Origin of the sequence: Dolomitihabitans soli, assembly GCF_022213955.1 — a bacterium.
In the GTDB taxonomy this organism is placed as follows: Bacteria; Actinomycetota; Actinomycetes; order Streptosporangiales; family Streptosporangiaceae; genus Streptosporangium_A; species Streptosporangium_A soli.
This window is the reverse complement of record NZ_JAKNTW010000002.1, coordinates 276,408-293,804: the sequence shown is the minus strand read 5'-3', so window position 1 is coordinate 293,804 and position 17,397 is coordinate 276,408. Positions and strand designations below refer to the sequence as shown.

13 protein-coding genes are annotated in these 17,397 nt (G+C 70.0%); 3 read left to right on the top strand and 10 right to left on the bottom strand.

The window, feature by feature from the left end:
* Positions 1–131 precede the first annotated feature (131 nt).
* Positions 132–1,130: a ThuA domain-containing protein gene (locus MBA17_RS06170; RefSeq protein ID WP_238495300.1), complete on the top strand. Its 999-nt coding sequence runs from the start codon at positions 132–134 to the stop codon at positions 1,128–1,130.
* A 103-nt stretch (positions 1,131–1,233) separates the two neighbouring features.
* On the opposite strand, the gene MBA17_RS06165 is transcribed toward MBA17_RS06170, so the two are convergent.
* From MBA17_RS06165 to asnB, 7 genes are all read right to left on the bottom strand, one after another.
* Positions 1,234–1,902: a TetR/AcrR family transcriptional regulator gene (locus tag MBA17_RS06165; RefSeq protein ID WP_238495299.1), complete on the bottom strand. Its 669-nt coding sequence runs from the start codon at positions 1,900–1,902 to the stop codon at positions 1,234–1,236.
* A 54-nt stretch (positions 1,903–1,956) separates the two neighbouring features.
* On the bottom strand, positions 1,957–3,771 hold the full coding sequence (locus MBA17_RS06160) for a bifunctional sugar phosphate isomerase/epimerase/4-hydroxyphenylpyruvate dioxygenase family protein (RefSeq protein WP_238495298.1): 1,815 nt from the start codon (positions 3,769–3,771) through the stop codon (positions 1,957–1,959).
* 13 nt (positions 3,772–3,784) lie between these two features.
* Positions 3,785–4,639, bottom strand: coding sequence for a shikimate dehydrogenase (locus MBA17_RS06155; protein WP_238495297.1), 855 nt, complete (start codon positions 4,637–4,639; stop codon positions 3,785–3,787).
* Positions 4,640–4,872: 233 nt separating this feature from the next.
* Entirely contained in the window at positions 4,873–5,670 is a 798-nt protein-coding gene (locus MBA17_RS06150) for an N-acyl homoserine lactonase family protein (RefSeq protein WP_238495296.1), read from the bottom strand.
* 13 nt (positions 5,671–5,683) lie between these two features.
* A complete protein-coding gene (locus tag MBA17_RS06145; protein ID WP_238495295.1) occupies positions 5,684–7,039 on the bottom strand; it encodes an MFS transporter in 1,356 nt (451 codons plus the stop codon).
* Positions 7,040–7,511: 472 nt separating this feature from the next.
* The gene (locus MBA17_RS06140; RefSeq protein WP_238495294.1) at positions 7,512–8,339 is read right to left on the bottom strand and encodes a hypothetical protein; all 828 of its coding nucleotides are present in this window, start codon (positions 8,337–8,339) and stop codon (positions 7,512–7,514) included.
* Between the two features lie 236 nt (positions 8,340–8,575).
* Entirely contained in the window at positions 8,576–10,105 is a 1,530-nt protein-coding gene (gene asnB, locus MBA17_RS06135; RefSeq protein WP_238495293.1) for an asparagine synthase (glutamine-hydrolyzing), read from the bottom strand.
* A 382-nt stretch (positions 10,106–10,487) separates the two neighbouring features.
* On the opposite strand from asnB, the gene MBA17_RS06130 reads away from it, so the two are divergent.
* Positions 10,488–10,973 carry an RICIN domain-containing protein gene (locus tag MBA17_RS06130; RefSeq protein WP_238495292.1) on the top strand — a complete coding sequence of 162 codons (486 nt, stop codon included), beginning with the start codon at positions 10,488–10,490 and terminating at the stop codon, positions 10,971–10,973.
* Positions 10,974–11,158: 185 nt separating this feature from the next.
* Here MBA17_RS06130 and MBA17_RS06125 read toward each other — a convergent pair whose 3' ends face one another.
* Entirely contained in the window at positions 11,159–12,178 is a 1,020-nt protein-coding gene (locus MBA17_RS06125; RefSeq protein WP_238495291.1) for an ArsR/SmtB family transcription factor, read from the bottom strand.
* A gap of 201 nt (positions 12,179–12,379) precedes the next feature.
* Here MBA17_RS06125 and MBA17_RS06120 point away from each other — a divergent pair, with 201 nt between their 5' ends.
* Entirely contained in the window at positions 12,380–12,580 is a 201-nt protein-coding gene (locus MBA17_RS06120; protein WP_238495290.1) for a hypothetical protein, read from the top strand.
* Between the two features lie 181 nt (positions 12,581–12,761).
* On the opposite strand, the gene MBA17_RS06115 is transcribed toward MBA17_RS06120, so the two are convergent.
* Positions 12,762–14,060, bottom strand: a complete 1,299-nt coding sequence (locus tag MBA17_RS06115) for a Pvc16 family protein (RefSeq protein WP_238495289.1) — start codon at positions 14,058–14,060, stop codon at positions 12,762–12,764.
* Between the two features lie 719 nt (positions 14,061–14,779).
* Complete coding sequence (locus MBA17_RS06110; RefSeq protein WP_238495288.1) at positions 14,780–16,813, bottom strand: beta-galactosidase; 2,034 nt, start codon at positions 16,811–16,813, stop codon at positions 14,780–14,782.
* Between the last annotated feature and the right edge of the window lie 584 nt (positions 16,814–17,397).

Below are 17,397 nucleotides of genomic sequence, written 5' to 3'. Positions count from 1 at the left end.
AGGGGATCGGCGATGACGCCGGTGTTTCGCGGACTGCACGCGGGCCTTGTCGGCGGCAGATCCACTGGTTACTCTACGATCCTCTAGGTGGTTCTAACGGTCCATATAGCGGACCTAGCGAGAGGTTCCCCATGCGGATCAGACGCTCGACGCTGTGCACCGCCGTCATCTCCGTCGTGAGCACCGCAGCGGTCGTGCTCACCTTCGCCCTGCCCACCGCGGCGACCGTCCGCGCCCACGACCGGGACGGCGCGACCGTCCGCGGCCACGAGCAGGGGGGAGCCCAGAATCTGGGCGATCCCGACTACGGCGTGTGCCGCGGCACCGACCCCCGCTGCTACCACGACTGGGGGAGCTTCCCACCCGCCGCCGGCCACCGGCTGCTCGTCTACACCCGTACGGCCGGCCCGCGCCACGCCCACCTCGGCACACCCCTCGGACCGGGCCTGAACCCGCCGCTGAACGACGACAACGTCGCCGTCAAGGCCGTGATCGAGCTGGGCCGGGAGAACGGGTTCGCCGTCGACTACACCGAGGACGTCACCCGGCTCGCCAGCGCGCAGAGCCTGCTGAAGTACAGCGCGGTGATGTTCCTCAGCACCACCCGCGACGCGCTCGACGACGGCGCCCAGACCGCGCTGCGGCAGTACGTCCGAGCGGGCGGCGGGTTCGTCGGCGTGCACAACGCCTTCGGCACCGAGTACAACTGGCCCTGGTACGAAGGGCTGCTCGGCAACGCCAACTTCTACGACCACGGCCCCAACCAGCCCGCCGAGGTGCGGACCGTCGGCCGCAAGGACGTCTCCACCCAGGGGCTGCCCGGCCGCTGGACGTTCACCGACGAGTGGTACAACCTCGTGCCGGCCCCCACCCGGGTGCGGGTCCTCACCGAGGTCGACGAGAACACCATGGCCCAGGGCGCGCGCGGCAACCTCGGCCACCCGGGACACGGCGGGAACCACCCGGTCTCCTGGTGCCAGTACTACGACGGCGGCCGTTCCTGGGTGACCACGCTCGGACACGATGTCAGGACCTGGACCGACGAGCCGCTGGAAGGCGACGAGTTCTTCCTGCGGCATCTCCTGGGGGGCATCAAGTCGGCGGCCGGCATGTCGCCGTTCTGCCGGTGACGAGCTGACCGGGCCGCGGGCGGGCCTGCCCTCCCGCGACGAGCGGCCCGGTCCTCGGCAGGCGCCGGCGGGCCGCCTCCCGCGACGAGCGGCCGGTTCGCGGTTACGGCCGGTCGCCGCCCGCGCCGGTGAGATAGGCGACGACCATCTCGCCGATCATCTGGCGATGCCGGTCCCGGTGCTCGGGTGTGGTCAGGTCACGCCCGAACAGCGCGCCGAAGGTGTGCTGGTTGGCGATCCGGAAGAAACAGAACGCGCTGATCATCATGTGCACGTCGACGGCGTCGGCCTCGGTGACGAACTGACCACCGGCCTGGCCGGCGTCGAGGATCCGGGTGATCAGGTCGAGCACGGGGGTGCCCAGGTTCGCCAGCACCTCCGACTTGCGGATGTGCTCGGCCTGGTGGATGTTCTCGATGCTGACGAGTTTGATGAAGTCGCGATGGGCGTCATGGTGGTCGAAGGTCACCTCGGCGAGCGTGCGGATCGCCTCGACCGGCGCCAGATGCTCCACGTCGATCGTCCGTTCGACCGTCCTGACCTCGGAGTACGCCTTCTCCAGGGCGGCGATGTAGAGCTGCTCCTTGCCGCCGAAGTAGTAGTAGATCATCCGTTTGGTGGTCCGGGTCAGGGCGGCGATCTCGTCCACCCTGGCGCCGGCGTAGCCGTACCGGGCGAACTCGCGCTGGGCGACCTCGAGGATGTCCGCCTTGGTGCGGTCGGCGTCACGCTGACGGTCCCCGGTTGCACGGGTGGCGGGTCGGGCGGACATGGGGCTCCACTGGGATCACGAATCCTGGTCGGGCCTCATCCTACGGCGGTGCGCTCACCGGTCGGCAGGCGCGTGCTGGACCGCCAGCCGGATGGGGGTGTTCTGCGCGCCGTAGCCGTCATAGCCGCCGGCCCGCTGGACGATCTCGAAGAACACCCGCCCCACGGTGACCGTGTAGAGATGCAGGAACTCGCCCCGCGCGTCACGGTCGTAGAGCAGGCCGAGCTCCCTGAGCGTCCGGTGCCGCTCGGGCCCCAGGTCGTGGCGGGCTTCGAGATCGTCGTAGTAGTTGCCGGGGATCGGCAGCAGCACGCCGCCGAGGGCACGGAGCCGGCGGGCCGTGGCGACGATGTCCCGGCAGGCCAGCGCCACGTGCTGCCAGGGGGTGTCCGGGTGGGAGACGTGCGAGCCGACGTGGGCCACGTTCAGCGCGATCCGGACCGCGCCGTCCGCGCCGGTCACGGCCCGGCTTCGGAGCAGACCGTAGGGGTCGGCCAGCTCCAGGCTCTCGTGCGGGCGCAGGCCGAGGACGCTGCGGTAGAACAGCGCGGCCTCGTCGAAGTGGTGCCACGGCTGGGTGAGCGCCACATGGTCGATGCGGGTGATCTCGTCGCGCGCCGCGTCCACCGGGACGCCGGTGAAGTCGTCGGTCCAGCTGGGGTGGTCCGGCTGTGCCGTACGGCAGAAGAACAAGGCGGTGCCGTCGGGGGCGGAGACCGAGTCGAGCGGGGTGTCGTGCGGGGCGCGGTGGCGAGGCAGGACCGGCGAGAGCAGCGCCTGCGCGCGCTTGACGGAACCCGCAGGGTCGGGGCTCTCCAGCCCGATGGCCGCGAGCGCCGGATCCCGCTCCGGTGTGCCCGCGTTCAGCAGGATCCTGGCGTCGCCCTGCTCCCAGAGCTCGACCGGTTTGCCGCCGTGCACGCCCGTGCGCGCGAACCCGAGCGCGGTCAGCAGGCCGCTGAGCTCGGCGGTGTCGGAGGCGGCCAGCTCGGCGAAGGCGAATCCGGTGGGGACGACCGGTCCTGGCGGTACGGCGAGCGCCGCGGCCTGGGGCAGGTGCCGGGCGACGGACTCCTCCAGAGCGATCAGCGACCGCATCGCGTCGACCGCGGTGCGGGCGGTGTCGGCCTGCCGGAAGACGTCGTTGAACACCTCCAGCGACAGCGGTCCCGAATAGCCGCTACGCAGGACGTGCGCCACCAGGCCCGCCACGTCGAAGCCGCCCTGCCCGGGGAAACAGCGGTAGTGGCGACTCCACTGCAGGACGTCCATCGCGAGCCGCGGGGCGTCGGCGAGCTGGACGAAGAAGATCTTCTCGCCGGGGATCGCCTCGATGCCGCCGGGATCGGAGCCGCGCGACAGGATGTGGAAGCTGTCCAGGCAGGTGCCCAGGGCGGGGTGATCGGCCATCCGCACGATCCGCCAGGCGTGCAGATACTCGTTGACGTGACGGCCCCAGGCGAGCGCCTCGTAGGCGATCTCGATGCCGTGCTCGGCCGCCCGCTCGGCGAGCAGACGGAGCTGCCCGGCGGCGAGCGCGTCGTCGTCGACGGCGTCGGGGGAGACGCTGGAGCAGACGAGCAACCGGGGCGCGCCGAGCCGTTCCATCACGGCGAACTTGTGCTCGGCACGACGCAGGTTCCGCTCGAGGACGTCGGCGGGGACCGCCTCGAAGTCCCGGAACGGCTGGTAGAGGTCGATGCTCAGGCCGAGGTCGGCGGCGCGCAGGCGTACCTCCTCGGGCGACAGCGGGCTGGCCAGCAGGTCGTTCTCGAAGATCTCCACGCCGTCGAATCCCGCGTCGGCGATCGCGGTCAGCTTCTCGGCCAGGGTGCCGCTGAGCGACACGGTGGCGATGGATTTGCGCATTGTGTCCTGCCTCTCAGGCGCTGACCAGGTCGGTCAGGTGGGTGAGCATCCGTTCGGCGTCGGGTTCGCGTCCCGTGAACAGGCGGAAGGCGTGGGCGGCCTGGAAGACGACCATGCCCCCGCCGTCGAGGGTCCGGCAGCCCAGCGCCCGCGCCTGGCGGAGCAGCTCCGTCTCCAGCGGGCGGTAGACGACGTCGGCGACCCACAGGGCCGGGTGGAGCAGTTCGGCGGGCAGCGGCAGACCGGGATGCGCCGCCATCCCGGTGGGCGTGACGTTGACCAGGCCGTCCGTCGCCGGCAGCAGCCCGGCCAGCTCGCCCGCGGTCGCGGCCAGGGCGCGCCCGGCGCCGAACCGGGCCGTCAGTTCGGCGGCCAGCGATCCGGCCCGATCGGGCTGGACGTCGACGAGGGTGATCCGGTCGGCGCCGAGGGTCAGCAGCGCGTGCGCGACGGCCGCTCCCGCGCCGCCCGCCCCCAGTTGCACGACCTGGCGGGTGGACGCGTCCGGCAGCCCGCGGGCGAAGGACTCGGCGAAGCCCGTCCAGTCGGTGTTGTGCCCGATGGCGCGGTCTCCGTCGAACACCACGGTGTTGACGGCCCCGAGCATCGCGGCGTCCGGTGAGAGCTCGTCCAGGTGCTCGATGACGGTCTGCTTGCACGGATGGGTGATGTTCAGCCCGGTGTAGCCGAATCGCCGGGCCGCCCGCACGAGGTCACCGGCCGCCTCCGCGCCGAGTCCGAGCTCGGCGATGTCGATGAGGCGGTACTGGTAGCGAAGGCCGTGGCAGTCGGCCTCGTGTTCGTGCAGGGGAGGACTGAGCGAGGGCCCGACGCCCGCACCGATCAGCCCGATCAGGTGGGAGGTCATCGTTCTCTCTTCTCCAGCGGATGGCACCGGGCCCCCGGTGGCCGGGCCTCGTCCGGCGTGGCGCCGCCGCAGGGGTCCGGCCCGTGCCGGCCGAGCTGGTCGGGGCCGTGGGGAACCCGTACGCGGGGCATTGGCGCTCCTGTATGTACGAACTAGTACGTTACTTTATAACCCAGTGAACCGGCCTCTGGGAAGGCCGTAAGCGGCCCGGCGGCAGGCCCGTGCCGGTGCGGTCAGGCGATCGTCGCGACCCTGCCCGTGAGAGCGGCCGAGAAGGGGGGAAAGCGATCGAGCACGGCCGGATCGTGTCCGGCGACCACCAGGTGCGGACCGTCGGCCAGTTCCCTGATCCGGTCGAACGCGCCGTACATGCCGGTCATGCTGTGCAGGATCGCGAAGGGCCGGTCGTCCTCGATGTTCTCGTAGAAATGGCTGGCGTCCGAGGCCAGCACCACGTGACCGCGCGCCGTACGCACCCGGACCACCTGCATGCCCGCGGTGTGCCCGCCGACCAGATGGACGCTCAGCCCCGGGACGACGACGTCGTCTCCGTCGACGAGGCGCACCCGCTCCCCGGCGGCCCGCAGGTGCGCCAGGTCGCTCTCGGAGACCAGCCACCTTTCCCTGGCGATGCGCTCCGCCCACGGGCCGGTCCAGTAGCCGAGTTCGGAGCGCTGGAGCACATAACGCGCGGCCCCGAACTCGCGGGCCGTACCGGTGTGGTCGTAGTGCAGATGGGTCAGGACGACATGGTCGACGGCCGCCGCGCCCACCTCCATCTCGGCGAGGGTCTCGGCGGGGGAGGCGAGATACTCCAGCCCGTCGATGTCCGCCGCCCGGCCGGCCGATATCCCGGTGTCGACGAGGACCGTGTGGTTCGCGGAGACCGCCAGCCAGACGTAGTAGGCCGTCGGGTGGGATTCGTCCCAGCGGGGGTCGTATCCATGGAAGTGCTGACCACGCCGCCCGTCCCGCTGTGCGTAACGGATCGCGTAGACGCGGAACTCGTCGTCCGGCCGGCTGCTGTTCACGTCACCTCCCAGGTCAGGCGGAAACCGTCGCGGGGCCGGCCTTCGCCCGCCGCGCGCCGAGGTCCTCGGTCGGTACCCGGTAGGTCTCGCGTCCGGTCGCCACCGCGATCACGTTGACCACGCACAGGACCGCGGTGAAGATCGAGACGCCGAGCCAGCTGCCCGGCCCCGTTCCGGCGAGCGCGGTCGCGATGGTGGGGGCGAAACCGGCGATCGCGAAGCCGATCTGAGTGCCGATCGCCATACCGGAGAGGCGTACCCGGGTGCTGAACATCTCGCCGTAGAAGGCCGGCCACACCCCGCTGGTCGCACTGTGCACCACACCGAACATCAGGATCCCGGTCAGGAAGATCAGGACGTAGTCGCCGGCCGCGATCGACCCCAGGTAGGCGAACATCAGCACCGCGCAGCCCAGGGACCCGCCGATGAACACCGGCTTGCGCCCGACCCGGTCCGACAGTTTCCCCCACAACGGGATCGTGACCACGGCCGCGACGTTGGCCAGCACGCCCACCCACAACATCGGGGAACGCTCCAGCCCCATCGTGTTGACCGCGTAGGACAGGGCGTGCACGGTGAAGATCGTGCTCACCGAGGCGATCACCGCGGCCACGACCACCCGCAGGACATCGGCCCAGTGCGTCCTGAACAGTACGGCCAGCGGCATCTTGGCGACGCCGTTGTTCGCGACCTCCTGCTCGAACGCCGGCGTCTCCTCCAGCGTGCGGCGGATGATGAGCCCGGCCACCGCGACGATGATGCTGAGCCAGAACGGCACCCGCCAGCCCCAGGACAGCAGTTGCTCCTCCGGCAGGGCGGCGATGGGCAGGAAGGTCGCCGTCGCGATGATCTGCCCGGCCTGGGTGCCGTTGAGGGTGAAGCTCGTGTAGTACGCGCGACGGTTCGGCGGCGCGTGCTCAAGCGTCATGGAGTTCGCGCCGGCCTGCTCGCCGGCCACCGAGAAGCCCTGGAGCAGCCGGAGCACGACCAGAAGCACCGGGGCGAGCACCCCGACCTGGCTGTAGGTGGGCAGGCAGCCGACGAGGAAGGTGGAGATGCCCATCAGGACCAGGGTGAAGACCAGCACCTTCTTGCGGCCGAACTTGTCGCCGACATGTCCGAGGACGAAGGCGCCGACCGGGCGGGCGAGGTAGCCGACGCCGAACGTCGCCAGGGCCAGCAGCGTCCCGGTGGCGGGGGAGGACTCGGGGAAGAAGATCTTGCTGAAGACCAGGGCCGCGGCGGTGCCGTAGATGAAGAAGTCGTAGTACTCCAGCGCACTCCCGATCCAGGCGGCGAGCGCGGCCTTCCGGGGCTTGCCCTGCGCGGCGGGAGTGGCCGCGCCAGGACCGACCGGGTTCACGGACACGATGATGCTCCTCTGCGAATGCTCCGATGCGTCGGCAGCAAGACGATCTCTGTCGGGGTTGTGGCCGCCCGATCGCTGCCGTGGTCGGAGTATGACCAGGTCAAACGGGGGCGACGATGGGGGTGCCGTTCGATCGCTCGACCGCGAGGGTCTCTCACGTTAACCCGAGTTCCGAACCAGTTGGTCAGTTGTGGGGGCGGCGGTGCTCGCGATGAGCCAGCCGTCTGGCCGGGGTGCCGGCGTCGTGCTTCCCTGAACCGCGAGGGGGCCCGCAGCCCGTGCGGTAGAAACTAACTCACTAGTTCGTACATTACAAGGACGTTTCCCCGCCGCAACAGAAGATCTTTCCCCTGAAAGGCTCACCGTCCGCCTGCCGCCGCCTCGGGCGAGCGTCACGGCGCCGGTGGAGCCGCCCGCCGAGATCGATCCGAGGCCTCAGCGGCGTGCGCTCCTGATGGGCGTGCCGGGGCGGTCAACGAGTGGGAAGGCTACGGCGGCGCAGCAGCAGTCCGGCGAGGGCGGCGATGATGAGCAGCAAGCCGGTCAGCAGGACCGGTCGCGCGTCGGGGCCGGTCTCGCCGCCGCCTCCGGTGTCGGCTCCGCCCACCGGAGTCCTCTCCTCGTCGCCTCCGCCCACCGGGTCCTCGGTCGTGGTGTCCGTGGCGGTCTGGGTCGGCGTCGGGCTCGTGGTGCCGTCGGTGGGGCTGGGGCTGGGGCTGGGGCTGGTCGTCTGGTCGGCCGCGGTGACGGGCAGGGGGTAGGTCGTCAGCGTGTCGGCGTTCGTCGCCTCGCACTCGATCGACGGCTGGGTGGGACTGGTCCCGAAGTTGATGGCGGCGGGCTTGACCGATGCCGTGCCCGCGTTGGACGAGGTCGTCCTCATGTCGACCACCGTCGTCGGCAGCGGGATGATCGCATCCGCGCCGACCGTGCCGAGTTCGCCCACTCCGGTGGCGGAGGTCACTCCGGGGAGGTCGCTGATGGACGCGTACGCGTACAGCTTGGTGCCGGCGGCGAGTCCCGCGGCGGGCGCGGTCAACCCGGAGCCGTCGGCGTAGGTCCCGCGCCAGCCGATGGTCATCTGCTCGCCGGTGATGGCGCCGGTCGGCATCGTCAGCTCGACCGTGACCGCGATGGATTGCTTGTCGGTTTCGCCGGTGACGTCGCACTCGTAGAGGACGATGTCGGTGGCGATGACCGAGTGGCGCTCCACCGTGGGGCCGGTGGCGTGCGCCGGTGGGGAGAACAGGGTCAGGCCGCCGGCTAAGACGGTGACCGAGAGAATCGAGCGGACGCGCAAGGCAACTCCTGTCGCGACAGATGGGCACAAGAGAGACGGGGGGTGCGGCTGTTCGGTTGACATCCCGGTCCGGTGGATCCAGGGGAAACGGTTGATCGGCAAGCCGGCTGCCACTGCGGAGCGGAATGCGCTGCCGGAACCGCTGTCGGAACCGCCGTCGAGCCTGAGCGGAGCAGACTCGCCGCGGCGTGCGTGGTCGCGGTCCTCCCGTCACCGCCGAGGACGGGAGGACCGCCTCAGGCGGTGGCGAAGCGGGTGAGCACCGCCTCGGGGCGGACGAAGGGGAGGGCGCGCCGGAAGGCCTGGTAGTAGGCCAGCTCCTCCTTGCTGCGCAGTTCGATGCCGGACTCATGGGCGGCCGTGGCGAGGTCGGCATCGTCGATCCGCTCGTCGAAGTGCGGCGTGAGCATGCCCTGCGCGCCGCTGCCCGTGCCGAACTGCATCTTGCGCCGCCACAGCAGCCGGTCGGGCAGCCAGCCGGTGAACGCCCGGCGCAGGTGCCCCTTCTCCATGCCGTCGGCATCCAGCGTCTTCATCCCGGGCGGCAGCGACATGGCGTGGGCGATGACGTCCGTGTCGAGGAAGGGGACGCGGGCCTCGAGTCCGTGCGCCATCGTCACCCGGTCGCAGCGCTGGAGGTTGAGGCCGTGCAGTTGCCCGAGGGTGCGCTCCAGTTCGCCCGCCAGTTCGGCGGGGGTGTGCTCGCGGTGGTAGTAGTCGTATCCGGCGAACAGTTCGTCGGCGCCTTCGCCGGTAAGCACCGCCTTGACGTGCCGCGACGCCAGTTCGGACAGGAACCAGTTGGGTACGGCGCTGCGGATCAGGCTGGCGTCGAAGGATTCGACGGAGGCCACCACCTCGTCCAGGGCGGCGACGGCCCGCTCGGCGTCGAAGACGCTCTCGTGGTGTTCGGTGCCGAGATACTCCGCCGCCTCCCGGGCCGCCAGCAGGTCGGGGGAGCCGGGGGCGCCGACCGCGAAGGTCTTCAACCGCCTACCCTTCGAGGCGTACTCCGCGGCGGCGATCGCGGCGACGAGGCTGGAGTCGAGGCCGCCGGAGAGGAAGACGCCGACGTCGACGTCGGCCATCAGGTGGCGCAGGACCGAGTCGACCAGCACTTCGCGGGTGGCCTTCTCGGCGACCTCGCCCGCCGTGTCGTCCCATTCGCGGAGGCCGGTGCGCGGTACGGCGTCGGCGAACCGGGTCAGGCCGCCCTGGGGCGTCCAGTGGCAGCCGGGCGGGAAGGCTTCGGCGGCCGGTTGCACGTCCAGGGGAAAGGCCCGCAGTTCGGAGGCGAAGCGCACGCCCTCATCGGTGCGCGCCCAGTACAGCGGCTTGATGCCGAGCCGGTCGCGGGCGGCGATGAAACGCCCGCCGAGGGCGGCCGCGCACAACGCCCACATGCCCTGGAGCCGGTCGAACGCCTCAGGCCCGTGCACCCTGAGGAGTGCGAGAGCTGCCTCGCTGTCGGAGGAGGTGGTGAAATGCTGCTCGCCGAGGCTCTCGCGGATGTCCGTGTGGTTGTAGATCTCTCCGTTGCAGACCAGGGACCAGCCGTCGGGGGAGCCCAGGGGTTGCCGTCCGCCGGCAAGGTCGACGATGGACAGCCGTGTGTGGCCGAGCCAGGCGTGCCCGCCGATGAGCCGGTGGTCGCTGTCGTCCGGGCCGCGGTGCGTGATGCGCGAGAGCATCCCCACCCCCGCGGTGCTGGTATGGAGGGGGTCGTTCCCGGTCCGGTCGCTGTAGAGAGCCGCAATGCCACACATGGAATTCGACGGTATCCTGCGAGGTCACCTCCGAACAAACCAGCCCATAAGTTCGCGAATCCATCAGGCCGGTAGCTACCGCACTTTGTTGCTTATTTCGCAATAGGCGAACCGCGCTGCGAGTGCCAGATGCGGGGACGGTACGAATTCCGCGTGCTCCCACCCCGGCGCCCCTAGCCTCGGCCCGCACGCCCAGTTGATCAGCTAATCAGGCGATCCTTCCGCCGCGCGGATCGCCAAACGATCAACAGCCGGTCGACGATTCCTGTTGTGGCTGTGACCTGGGTATTCCTGCCCAGACTGGAACAGGGCGACCCACGAGGGCGGCGCGTTGTGAACTGGCCTGGACAGATCGCCGACAGCAAGGAAAGGCATTCTTCCGATGAACGAGCACATGAGGCGTATCGCCGTCGCCGCCATCGCCGTAGCAGCCGGGCTCTCCCTGGCCGCGGGCCCCGCCAGCGCCGGTATCACTTCGGCCAGTTGGACCGTGAAGTTCACCAATCGGGGCAGCAACCACTGTCTCGACAGCAACAAAAAGGGAGACGTCTACTCCATCGCATGCAACGACCGCAACTACCAGCGATGGATCATCGAGCCCGGTCTCAGATCAGGCTGGTATTTCATCAGGAACAAGAAGACCGGCCGTTACCTGGAGGAGCGTGGAACCGGCTCGAACGGAGTCGTGACCAGGCCCCTCAGCGTGAAGTCCGTCAACCAGAACTGGTCCATAGGGGACAGCAGGATACGCAGCGCGACGTCCCTGAAACCCACGCTCTACGACGAGAAGTCGACCAAGGACATCCGTCTCACCTTCGGCTCGGTGAACCCGGTCCAGTACGGGCAGTGGATCCAAGAGGCCGCGTGACGGATCGGCAGCGACGGACAGCGACGACTACGACGCTCGGGTAGAGGCTCTGGACTCGCAGATCTTGATGGGCGGCGCGAGCGAGTCGCGAGCGCCCCGCAACCTGCCCACACTGCACCCGAGCTGCGCGGCCGCAGCCCGGCCGCCCACGTAGCCGAGACCTGTAACCCGCTGGCCCATTGACGCTATCGATCTTGATCGTTGTGGTGGGCCCGGCTGTCGGAGGGCAGGGTGGGGTGGCGGATCAGGTCGGTGCCCAGGCGGGTGATCTGGTGGATGACCATGTTGCCGTGGCGGGTGCTGGTGATCAGGCCGACGCGGTGGAGGATTTGGGCGTGGGCGCTGGCCGAGGACAGTGAGGTGCCAGTCCGGCGGGCGAGTTCGCTGGTGGTGCAGCCGGCGGTGGCGGCGATGCAGCGCAGGGTGCGGGCGCGGGTGGTGCCGAGCAGGTCGGGCAGGGCGTCCCCCGGGCCGGGGGCCGGGATACGGCGCGGCACGGGAAAGATCAGGACGGGCGGCAAGCTGGGGTCGGCCAAGGCGACCGGCGTGTAGCGGCAGAAGTAGGACGGGATGAGGGTCAGGCCGCGGCCGCGCAGGTGGATCTCGTACTGGCCGGCGGCGTAGTCGGCCTCCAGGATCGGGGGGCGCCAGCGGATGCGAGGTGCCAGCGCGGCGAGCATCGTCTCTACCCCGTGGTCGGTGAGCTGGCGGGCGAGCCGGGCGCGTTCACGTCCCAGGGCGTGCTCCATCCTCGTGCGATGGGGCCTCAGGACGGTCCGGCCGTAGCAGTCGGCCAGGCGGGCCAGGCCGCTGATGGCGCGCTGGTTGCCGCGGGCCAGGTCGTCGAGGGTGGCGGGCAGGCCGGCGTGCCGGCGCAGCTGGTCGACCTCGCGACGTACCCGGGAGGGCGGGGTGTCGGCCAGCGCGTCGATGCCGTTCTGCGGCCCGGCCTGGGCGTGGTGCGGGGTAAGGAAGTCCGGGAAGTAGGCCTTGATCGGCATCAGCGGCACCAGCCTCTGCCGCACCGGCGTCAGCAGGCCCGTCTCGGCCAGGTCGGCGCGGGCCTGCCGCCGCCAGCCGGCCATGTCCGCACCCCCGCCGGGTTTCTGCAGCACGTGCAGGCTCATCGCCGTCTCCCACAGCTCATCGATGCGCGAGGCGATGCGCACCCTGACCAGATCCTCACCCGTGAAAACGATCCTCAAGATTCCCCCGGACATACCCGAATACTCCGTGGCGCGAATCGCAACGCGATCAACACCCTGTCGACGGGCACCAGCCGCGCAGCTGTGACCTGGGTGTTCCGGCTCACGCTGGAACAGGGTGAAGGGCGGGAGGGTGGCGTTGTGAACTGGCCTGGACCGATCGCCGACAGCACGGGAAGGCACCCTTCGATGATCGAACACATGAGGCGGATCGCCATCGCCGCCGCCCTCGCCGCCGCCGCGGCGGCGGCCGGACTCACCCTGGCCGTAGGCCCCGCCGCCGCCGGCGACGAGTTCTGGCCCAGGGGCGGCGGGGTGGCCCCGATGGGCGACGACCCTTGGCCCAAGGGCAGCGGGGTGGTCCCGGTGGGCGACGAGTTCTGGCCCAAGGGCACCGGATAGTTCCCGGCGGGTCCCCGGGCCCGGTCGGGCGAGCCGGTTTCGATGAGCCGGTGGATTTCTGGCCGGGCGCCATCACCGACGTGGCCGTCTGGAATCGAGCGCTCTCCGAGTCGGAGACACGGGGCGTCGCCGCCCGGACGTGATCCGGGCCGCGTTCACTCCACTGGCGTGCCGTACGGAGTCATGGGGTGAACCATCGAGGCGGTGATTCGGCGCCGAGAACGAACAGCCGCAGCGGCACGGGCAGCCCCGCGGGGAGGTCGGCGGGCACCCGGAACTCCAGGGTGCCCGCATTCCGCACCCGGAACTCCCCGTGGGCCAGCGCTGCCGCGCCGGTGCTTTCGGTCAGAATCGCGTCGCCGACGCACACCTGGACCGCGTCGGGCGGGAACGCGGGCGACGCGGGGTCGGGCGGTGCGAACGCGTAGCCGGTCACGGTGCCGACGCCGGCCACCACCTCCAGTTCGTCGATCCTGGCCGAGATGGAGAACGGGCTGCCGTTGGAGATCACCGGGAACTCGTGGGTGGTGCCGTCGGGAAGCGTCCGCCGCCGGATCACCTTGATCCGTGCCGAATACTGTCCCGGCGTGATCGCGCGCCCGCCCGCCTGCTGCTGGACGGTCGCGGCCACCTGGTCATCGGTGGCGGTGACCCCCCATCCCGCGTCGGCCTCGACCGGGCCCGGCCACTGGTAGTGCTGCACCAGCAGCCGGCAGTCGTCGCCGGAGAGGGCGTACCCGGTCAGGGTCATCTCGCCGCCGACGGGCACCTCGGCGGGACGGGCGACCAGTGACCGCGGCGGCAGGCCGGGAACCTGGACGGTGAGCGCGTTCTGGCTGCCGTCGAGCCGGGGAGCGCCCCCGGTGAAGTTCTGGACTTCGTGCCGGACGACACGCCGGACGGCGGACCGGGACGTCGCGCGCCGCAGCAGTACGGCGACGAGCCGGCAGTACAGCGCCGGCCGTGGGGATGGAGCGTTCCACGACGAGGACACCGGCTGGTGGGCGGCGGGTTGCAGCGTGACGCGGAACCGGTTGCCGACACCGTCGAGGGCGACGCTGCTCAGCACCCGCAACGGCGGCAGCGGCTCGGCGCGCGGGACCGTCGTGCTGTCGTCGATCACCGGATGGTCGTGCAGGGCTTCGGCGGCGCAGCCGATCATGATCTGCTCCTGTGCGGCGGCTGGCTCGCCGATGCCCACTCCCACGGCGCTGACCTGGTAATACAGTGCCACGGCCATCGGGATCACGCGTATCGGACCCGGATCGGCGCCCGCTGTCACCTGGTTCTTCAGATAGGGCTCCTCGGTGCTGTGGTACAGGTGGACCCCGAGGGTTCCCGGAGCGAGCAGATCGGGTGGCCGGCAGGTCACCAACGGCTGGCCGTACGTGGTGAAGGGCCAGGCGGGTGACCGCCTGATGTGGGCTCTGAGCAGCTCGGCCAGTGCCTTGGTGACGAGGGTCGGGTCCAGGAGCACCACGACTACCGCTGCCCGCTGTCGAATCGGCGGGCGAGCGTGTCGCCCGGCTCCGCCGAGCCGGCCGGTGCCCGCGGGCCCACGGTGATGCCGCATTCGCGGGCATGCCGAAAAGAAATGACGTTCCCCCCAATAAGCCGCAGATGCGAGGGCTTGGATGCCGTCGCCATCGCCGTCCGCTTCATATATACGCCGATACCGTGGAATCGCCAATCGCCAGGGCGGATCGACATTTTGCGCCGACCGCGCGGGAAGCGGCGGCGCCGGGACCGGCGTGATTCAAAAGGGGGATATGTCCAACCGATAGAACGTACGGCGGCGGCAGGCCGTAATCTTGCCGAGTCGGATGTCGCGCCCCACGTGGGAGGGGATGGCGACCGAATCAAGCCGCAGACGATCCCGGTTGCGGATAGCGGAACGCCGATTGTCGTCACACCACGTAGGGACGATGATTTGGGCAATCATTAATGGTGGTCGAATGGCGTCTTGAATGGCCGTGTGTGAGTTCGTCGATCGCCTCTGCGGCGCGGGTCGCTGTTTTTCGCCGGGAGCGGTTTAATCGGCACGTGACATTGCACTCCCGGGCGTCTGCCGAGGCGTGGGCGGCATCGGCGCGGTCGTGATCGGTGCCGTCTGCTGCCCGCCGTACGGGTCCGCAGGGCCGCTCGGCGGTCGAGGCGCTGCGGACCGTGTGAACCCGTTCGGACGCGGGCCTTCGATTCCTACTCGGCGGGGCGGGCCGGCCGTTGGATGACCACGGCGTCGAGCGGGCCGAGCTCGATGTCGCCGGACACGGTCCGCCCGCTGAGGAGGTCCGTGCCGCCCGCGCTGAGGGTGACCGTCGTGCTCACCTCGGCGTCGTGGTTGAGAAGGAAGACGAACTCATGGTCGTCGTTCCGGCGGACGGCGCACTCGACGTGGGCGGGAACGCCGTCGAAGGGCTTCGCGGCGCCCGCGGACTCCACCGCCTGCAGGAGCGTGGTGTCGAAGGACTCCTCGTCCAGCAGGGTCGCGAAGTAGACGACCCGGCCGGAGCCGTAGCGGTTCGCGACGACGGCGGCGCGATCCTTGAGGATCCCGTCGCGGTAGGTCGCGAGGGCCGTTCCGGTTTCGAGGTGGATGTCGTCGCGCCACCAGGTGGCCGTCGCCGTACGGCCGTCGCCGAACTCGACGTTGAACACCTCGTCCGGGCGGGCCGCCCAGTACTCGTCGATCTTGGCGCCGATGAGTTCCCGGAACGCGCCGGGATAGCCGTCGGGGCGGACGCGGTTGAACTCGTCGACCACGCCGGAGAAGAAGGACATGATCACGGTTCCGCCCGCACGGACGAACTCCGTGATCCGGGCGACGCCGTCGTCGTCGATCAGATACGCGTTGGGGATCAGGAGGACCTTGTAGGGAGCGAGGGAGGAGGCCGTTGACACGACGTCGACCGGATAGTGCGCCTTCCACAACGGGGTGTAGTTCCGCATCACGGACTCCACGTAGCTGAAGTCGTTGCGGGGCAGCCCGAAGGTCTCCTCCAGGCCCCACCAGCCGTTCCAGTCGAAGAGGATCGCGATCTCGGCCTGCGCGGTCGAACCGGCCACCGGCGCCAGCGCCTTGACCTCGCGGCCGAGGTCGACGATCTCGCGGAAGGTCCGGGAGTCGGCGCCCGAGTGGGGCAGCATCGCGGAGTGGAACCGCTCGTGCCCGCCGCGGCTCGCCCGCCACTGGAAGAAGAGCACGGAGTCGGCCGCCCGGGACACGGCCTGGAGCGAGCCGAGCCGCATCCGCCCGGGTTCCTTGACGACGTTCACCTTCCACTGGCTGACGGCGCTGCTCGACTGCTCCATCAGCAGCCAGGGCTGGCCGCCCTTGAGCGACCGGAACAGGTCGTACTGGAACGCCGCCGACACATGTGAGTCGGATTCCAGCGGGTTGGGATAGATGTCGAGCGCGACCGCGTCTTCTTCGGGCGCCCATTTCCAGTAGTCGGCGTTCCGGTAGAAGCGCATGAAGTTGGTCACGACCGGGACGTCGTCGCGGAACGAGCGGACGATGTCCCGTTCGGCGATGTAGCACTCAAGGAGGGCATCGGAGGTGAACCGCTTGAAATCGAGCCGGCGGGCCGGGTTCATCCAGGTGCGCGGGATGTTGGGGACCTCGATCTGCTCCCAGTCGGTGTAGATCTGCCCCCAGAACCGGGTGGTCCACGCCTCGTTGAGGCTCCCGAGGTCACCGTACTTGCGCTGGAGCCACCGCCGGAAATTGACGGAGCTCGCCTCGTTGTACGCGGTCGGGCCGTACTCGTTGCTGATGTGCCACATCGCCAGGGCGGGATGGAAGGAATAGCGTTCGGCCAGCTTCGTGGTGATGCCGGCCGCGTATTCGCGGTAGATCGGGGATGACGGGTCGTACTGCAACCGGTTCCCGAAGCCGAACGGTTGCCCGTCGGCCATGATGGGGAAGACCTCCGGGTGCAGGTGCGTGAGCCAGACCGGCGGAGCGGCCGTGGGAGTCGCCAGGTTGACGCTGATGCCTCCCGCGTGCAGGAGGTCCATGACCTCGTCCATCCAGCCGAACTCGTACTTCCCGGGTTCCGGTTCGAGGGATGCCCACGCGAAGACGCCGAGGGTCGCGGTGTTGACGCCGGCCTCGCGCATGAGACGGACGTCCTCCCGCCAGACGGCGGGATCCCACTGCTCGGGGTTGTAGTCCCCGCCGTACGCGAGTCCGCCGACCCGGTGCGTGAAGGCTTCCATACGAGAATTCATCGAGAGCTCTTTCGCTGGAGACCCCGGGCTTCAGCCCCGGGGAGGAATGGGCGGAGGAGAGGAGCGCGCGGCCGGCGCCAGCCGGTTACGCCGCCTGGGACAGTGAGGATCGTGGAGGTGAGGCCGGTCGCCTGGTCGCGGTGCGACCACGGGTGGGCGGCGGCGAGGCCGACGCTTCCGGCCGGCGCGATCCGCACCGGTCCCTCCAGCCCACACGGCCGGGGGGCTCTGTCGTGTGCGCCGTGGCCGCCGGTCGGTCGAGTGACATCTCCGCCACCAGGTCACCGACGCGCCGTGCCCGGCGTTCAACGACCTGTTGCTCAACACTTGCGGGCATACGACCTCATTCGGTGATCACACGGTGAATCGGCTTGGTCCGGATCGGAGGACGGGAGTCACGCGGCGAGCGGGTCCGGGCGAAGAGGCGGCGCGGGTTCGCACCTCTTCGGCGGGATCAATTGGGAGTCCGCGCATCGCGTGTTCGACGCGCGCGGGCACTCGGCGGTCGGTGTGTGACGCGCCGGGCCGTACGGATTCCGTTCGTGTTCAGGGCGCGGGGGCTCGCCGCTGGTATGTGTATCACC

Coding starts and splice junctions, on each gene's coding strand:
- MBA17_RS06130 (WP_238495292.1), top strand. CDS start 10,488: ATGAACGAGCACATGAGGCGTATCGCCGTCGCCGCCATCGCCGTAGCA.
- MBA17_RS06120 (WP_238495290.1), top strand. CDS start 12,380: ATGAGGCGGATCGCCATCGCCGCCGCCCTCGCCGCCGCCGCGGCGGCG.
- MBA17_RS06155 (WP_238495297.1), bottom strand. CDS start 4,639: ATGACCTCCCACCTGATCGGGCTGATCGGTGCGGGCGTCGGGCCCTCG.
- asnB (WP_238495293.1), bottom strand. CDS start 10,105: ATGTGTGGCATTGCGGCTCTCTACAGCGACCGGACCGGGAACGACCCC.
- MBA17_RS06170 (WP_238495300.1), top strand. CDS start 132: ATGCGGATCAGACGCTCGACGCTGTGCACCGCCGTCATCTCCGTCGTG.
- MBA17_RS06110 (WP_238495288.1), bottom strand. CDS start 16,813: ATGAATTCTCGTATGGAAGCCTTCACGCACCGGGTCGGCGGACTCGCG.
- MBA17_RS06165 (WP_238495299.1), bottom strand. CDS start 1,902: ATGTCCGCCCGACCCGCCACCCGTGCAACCGGGGACCGTCAGCGTGAC.
- MBA17_RS06160 (WP_238495298.1), bottom strand. CDS start 3,771: ATGCGCAAATCCATCGCCACCGTGTCGCTCAGCGGCACCCTGGCCGAG.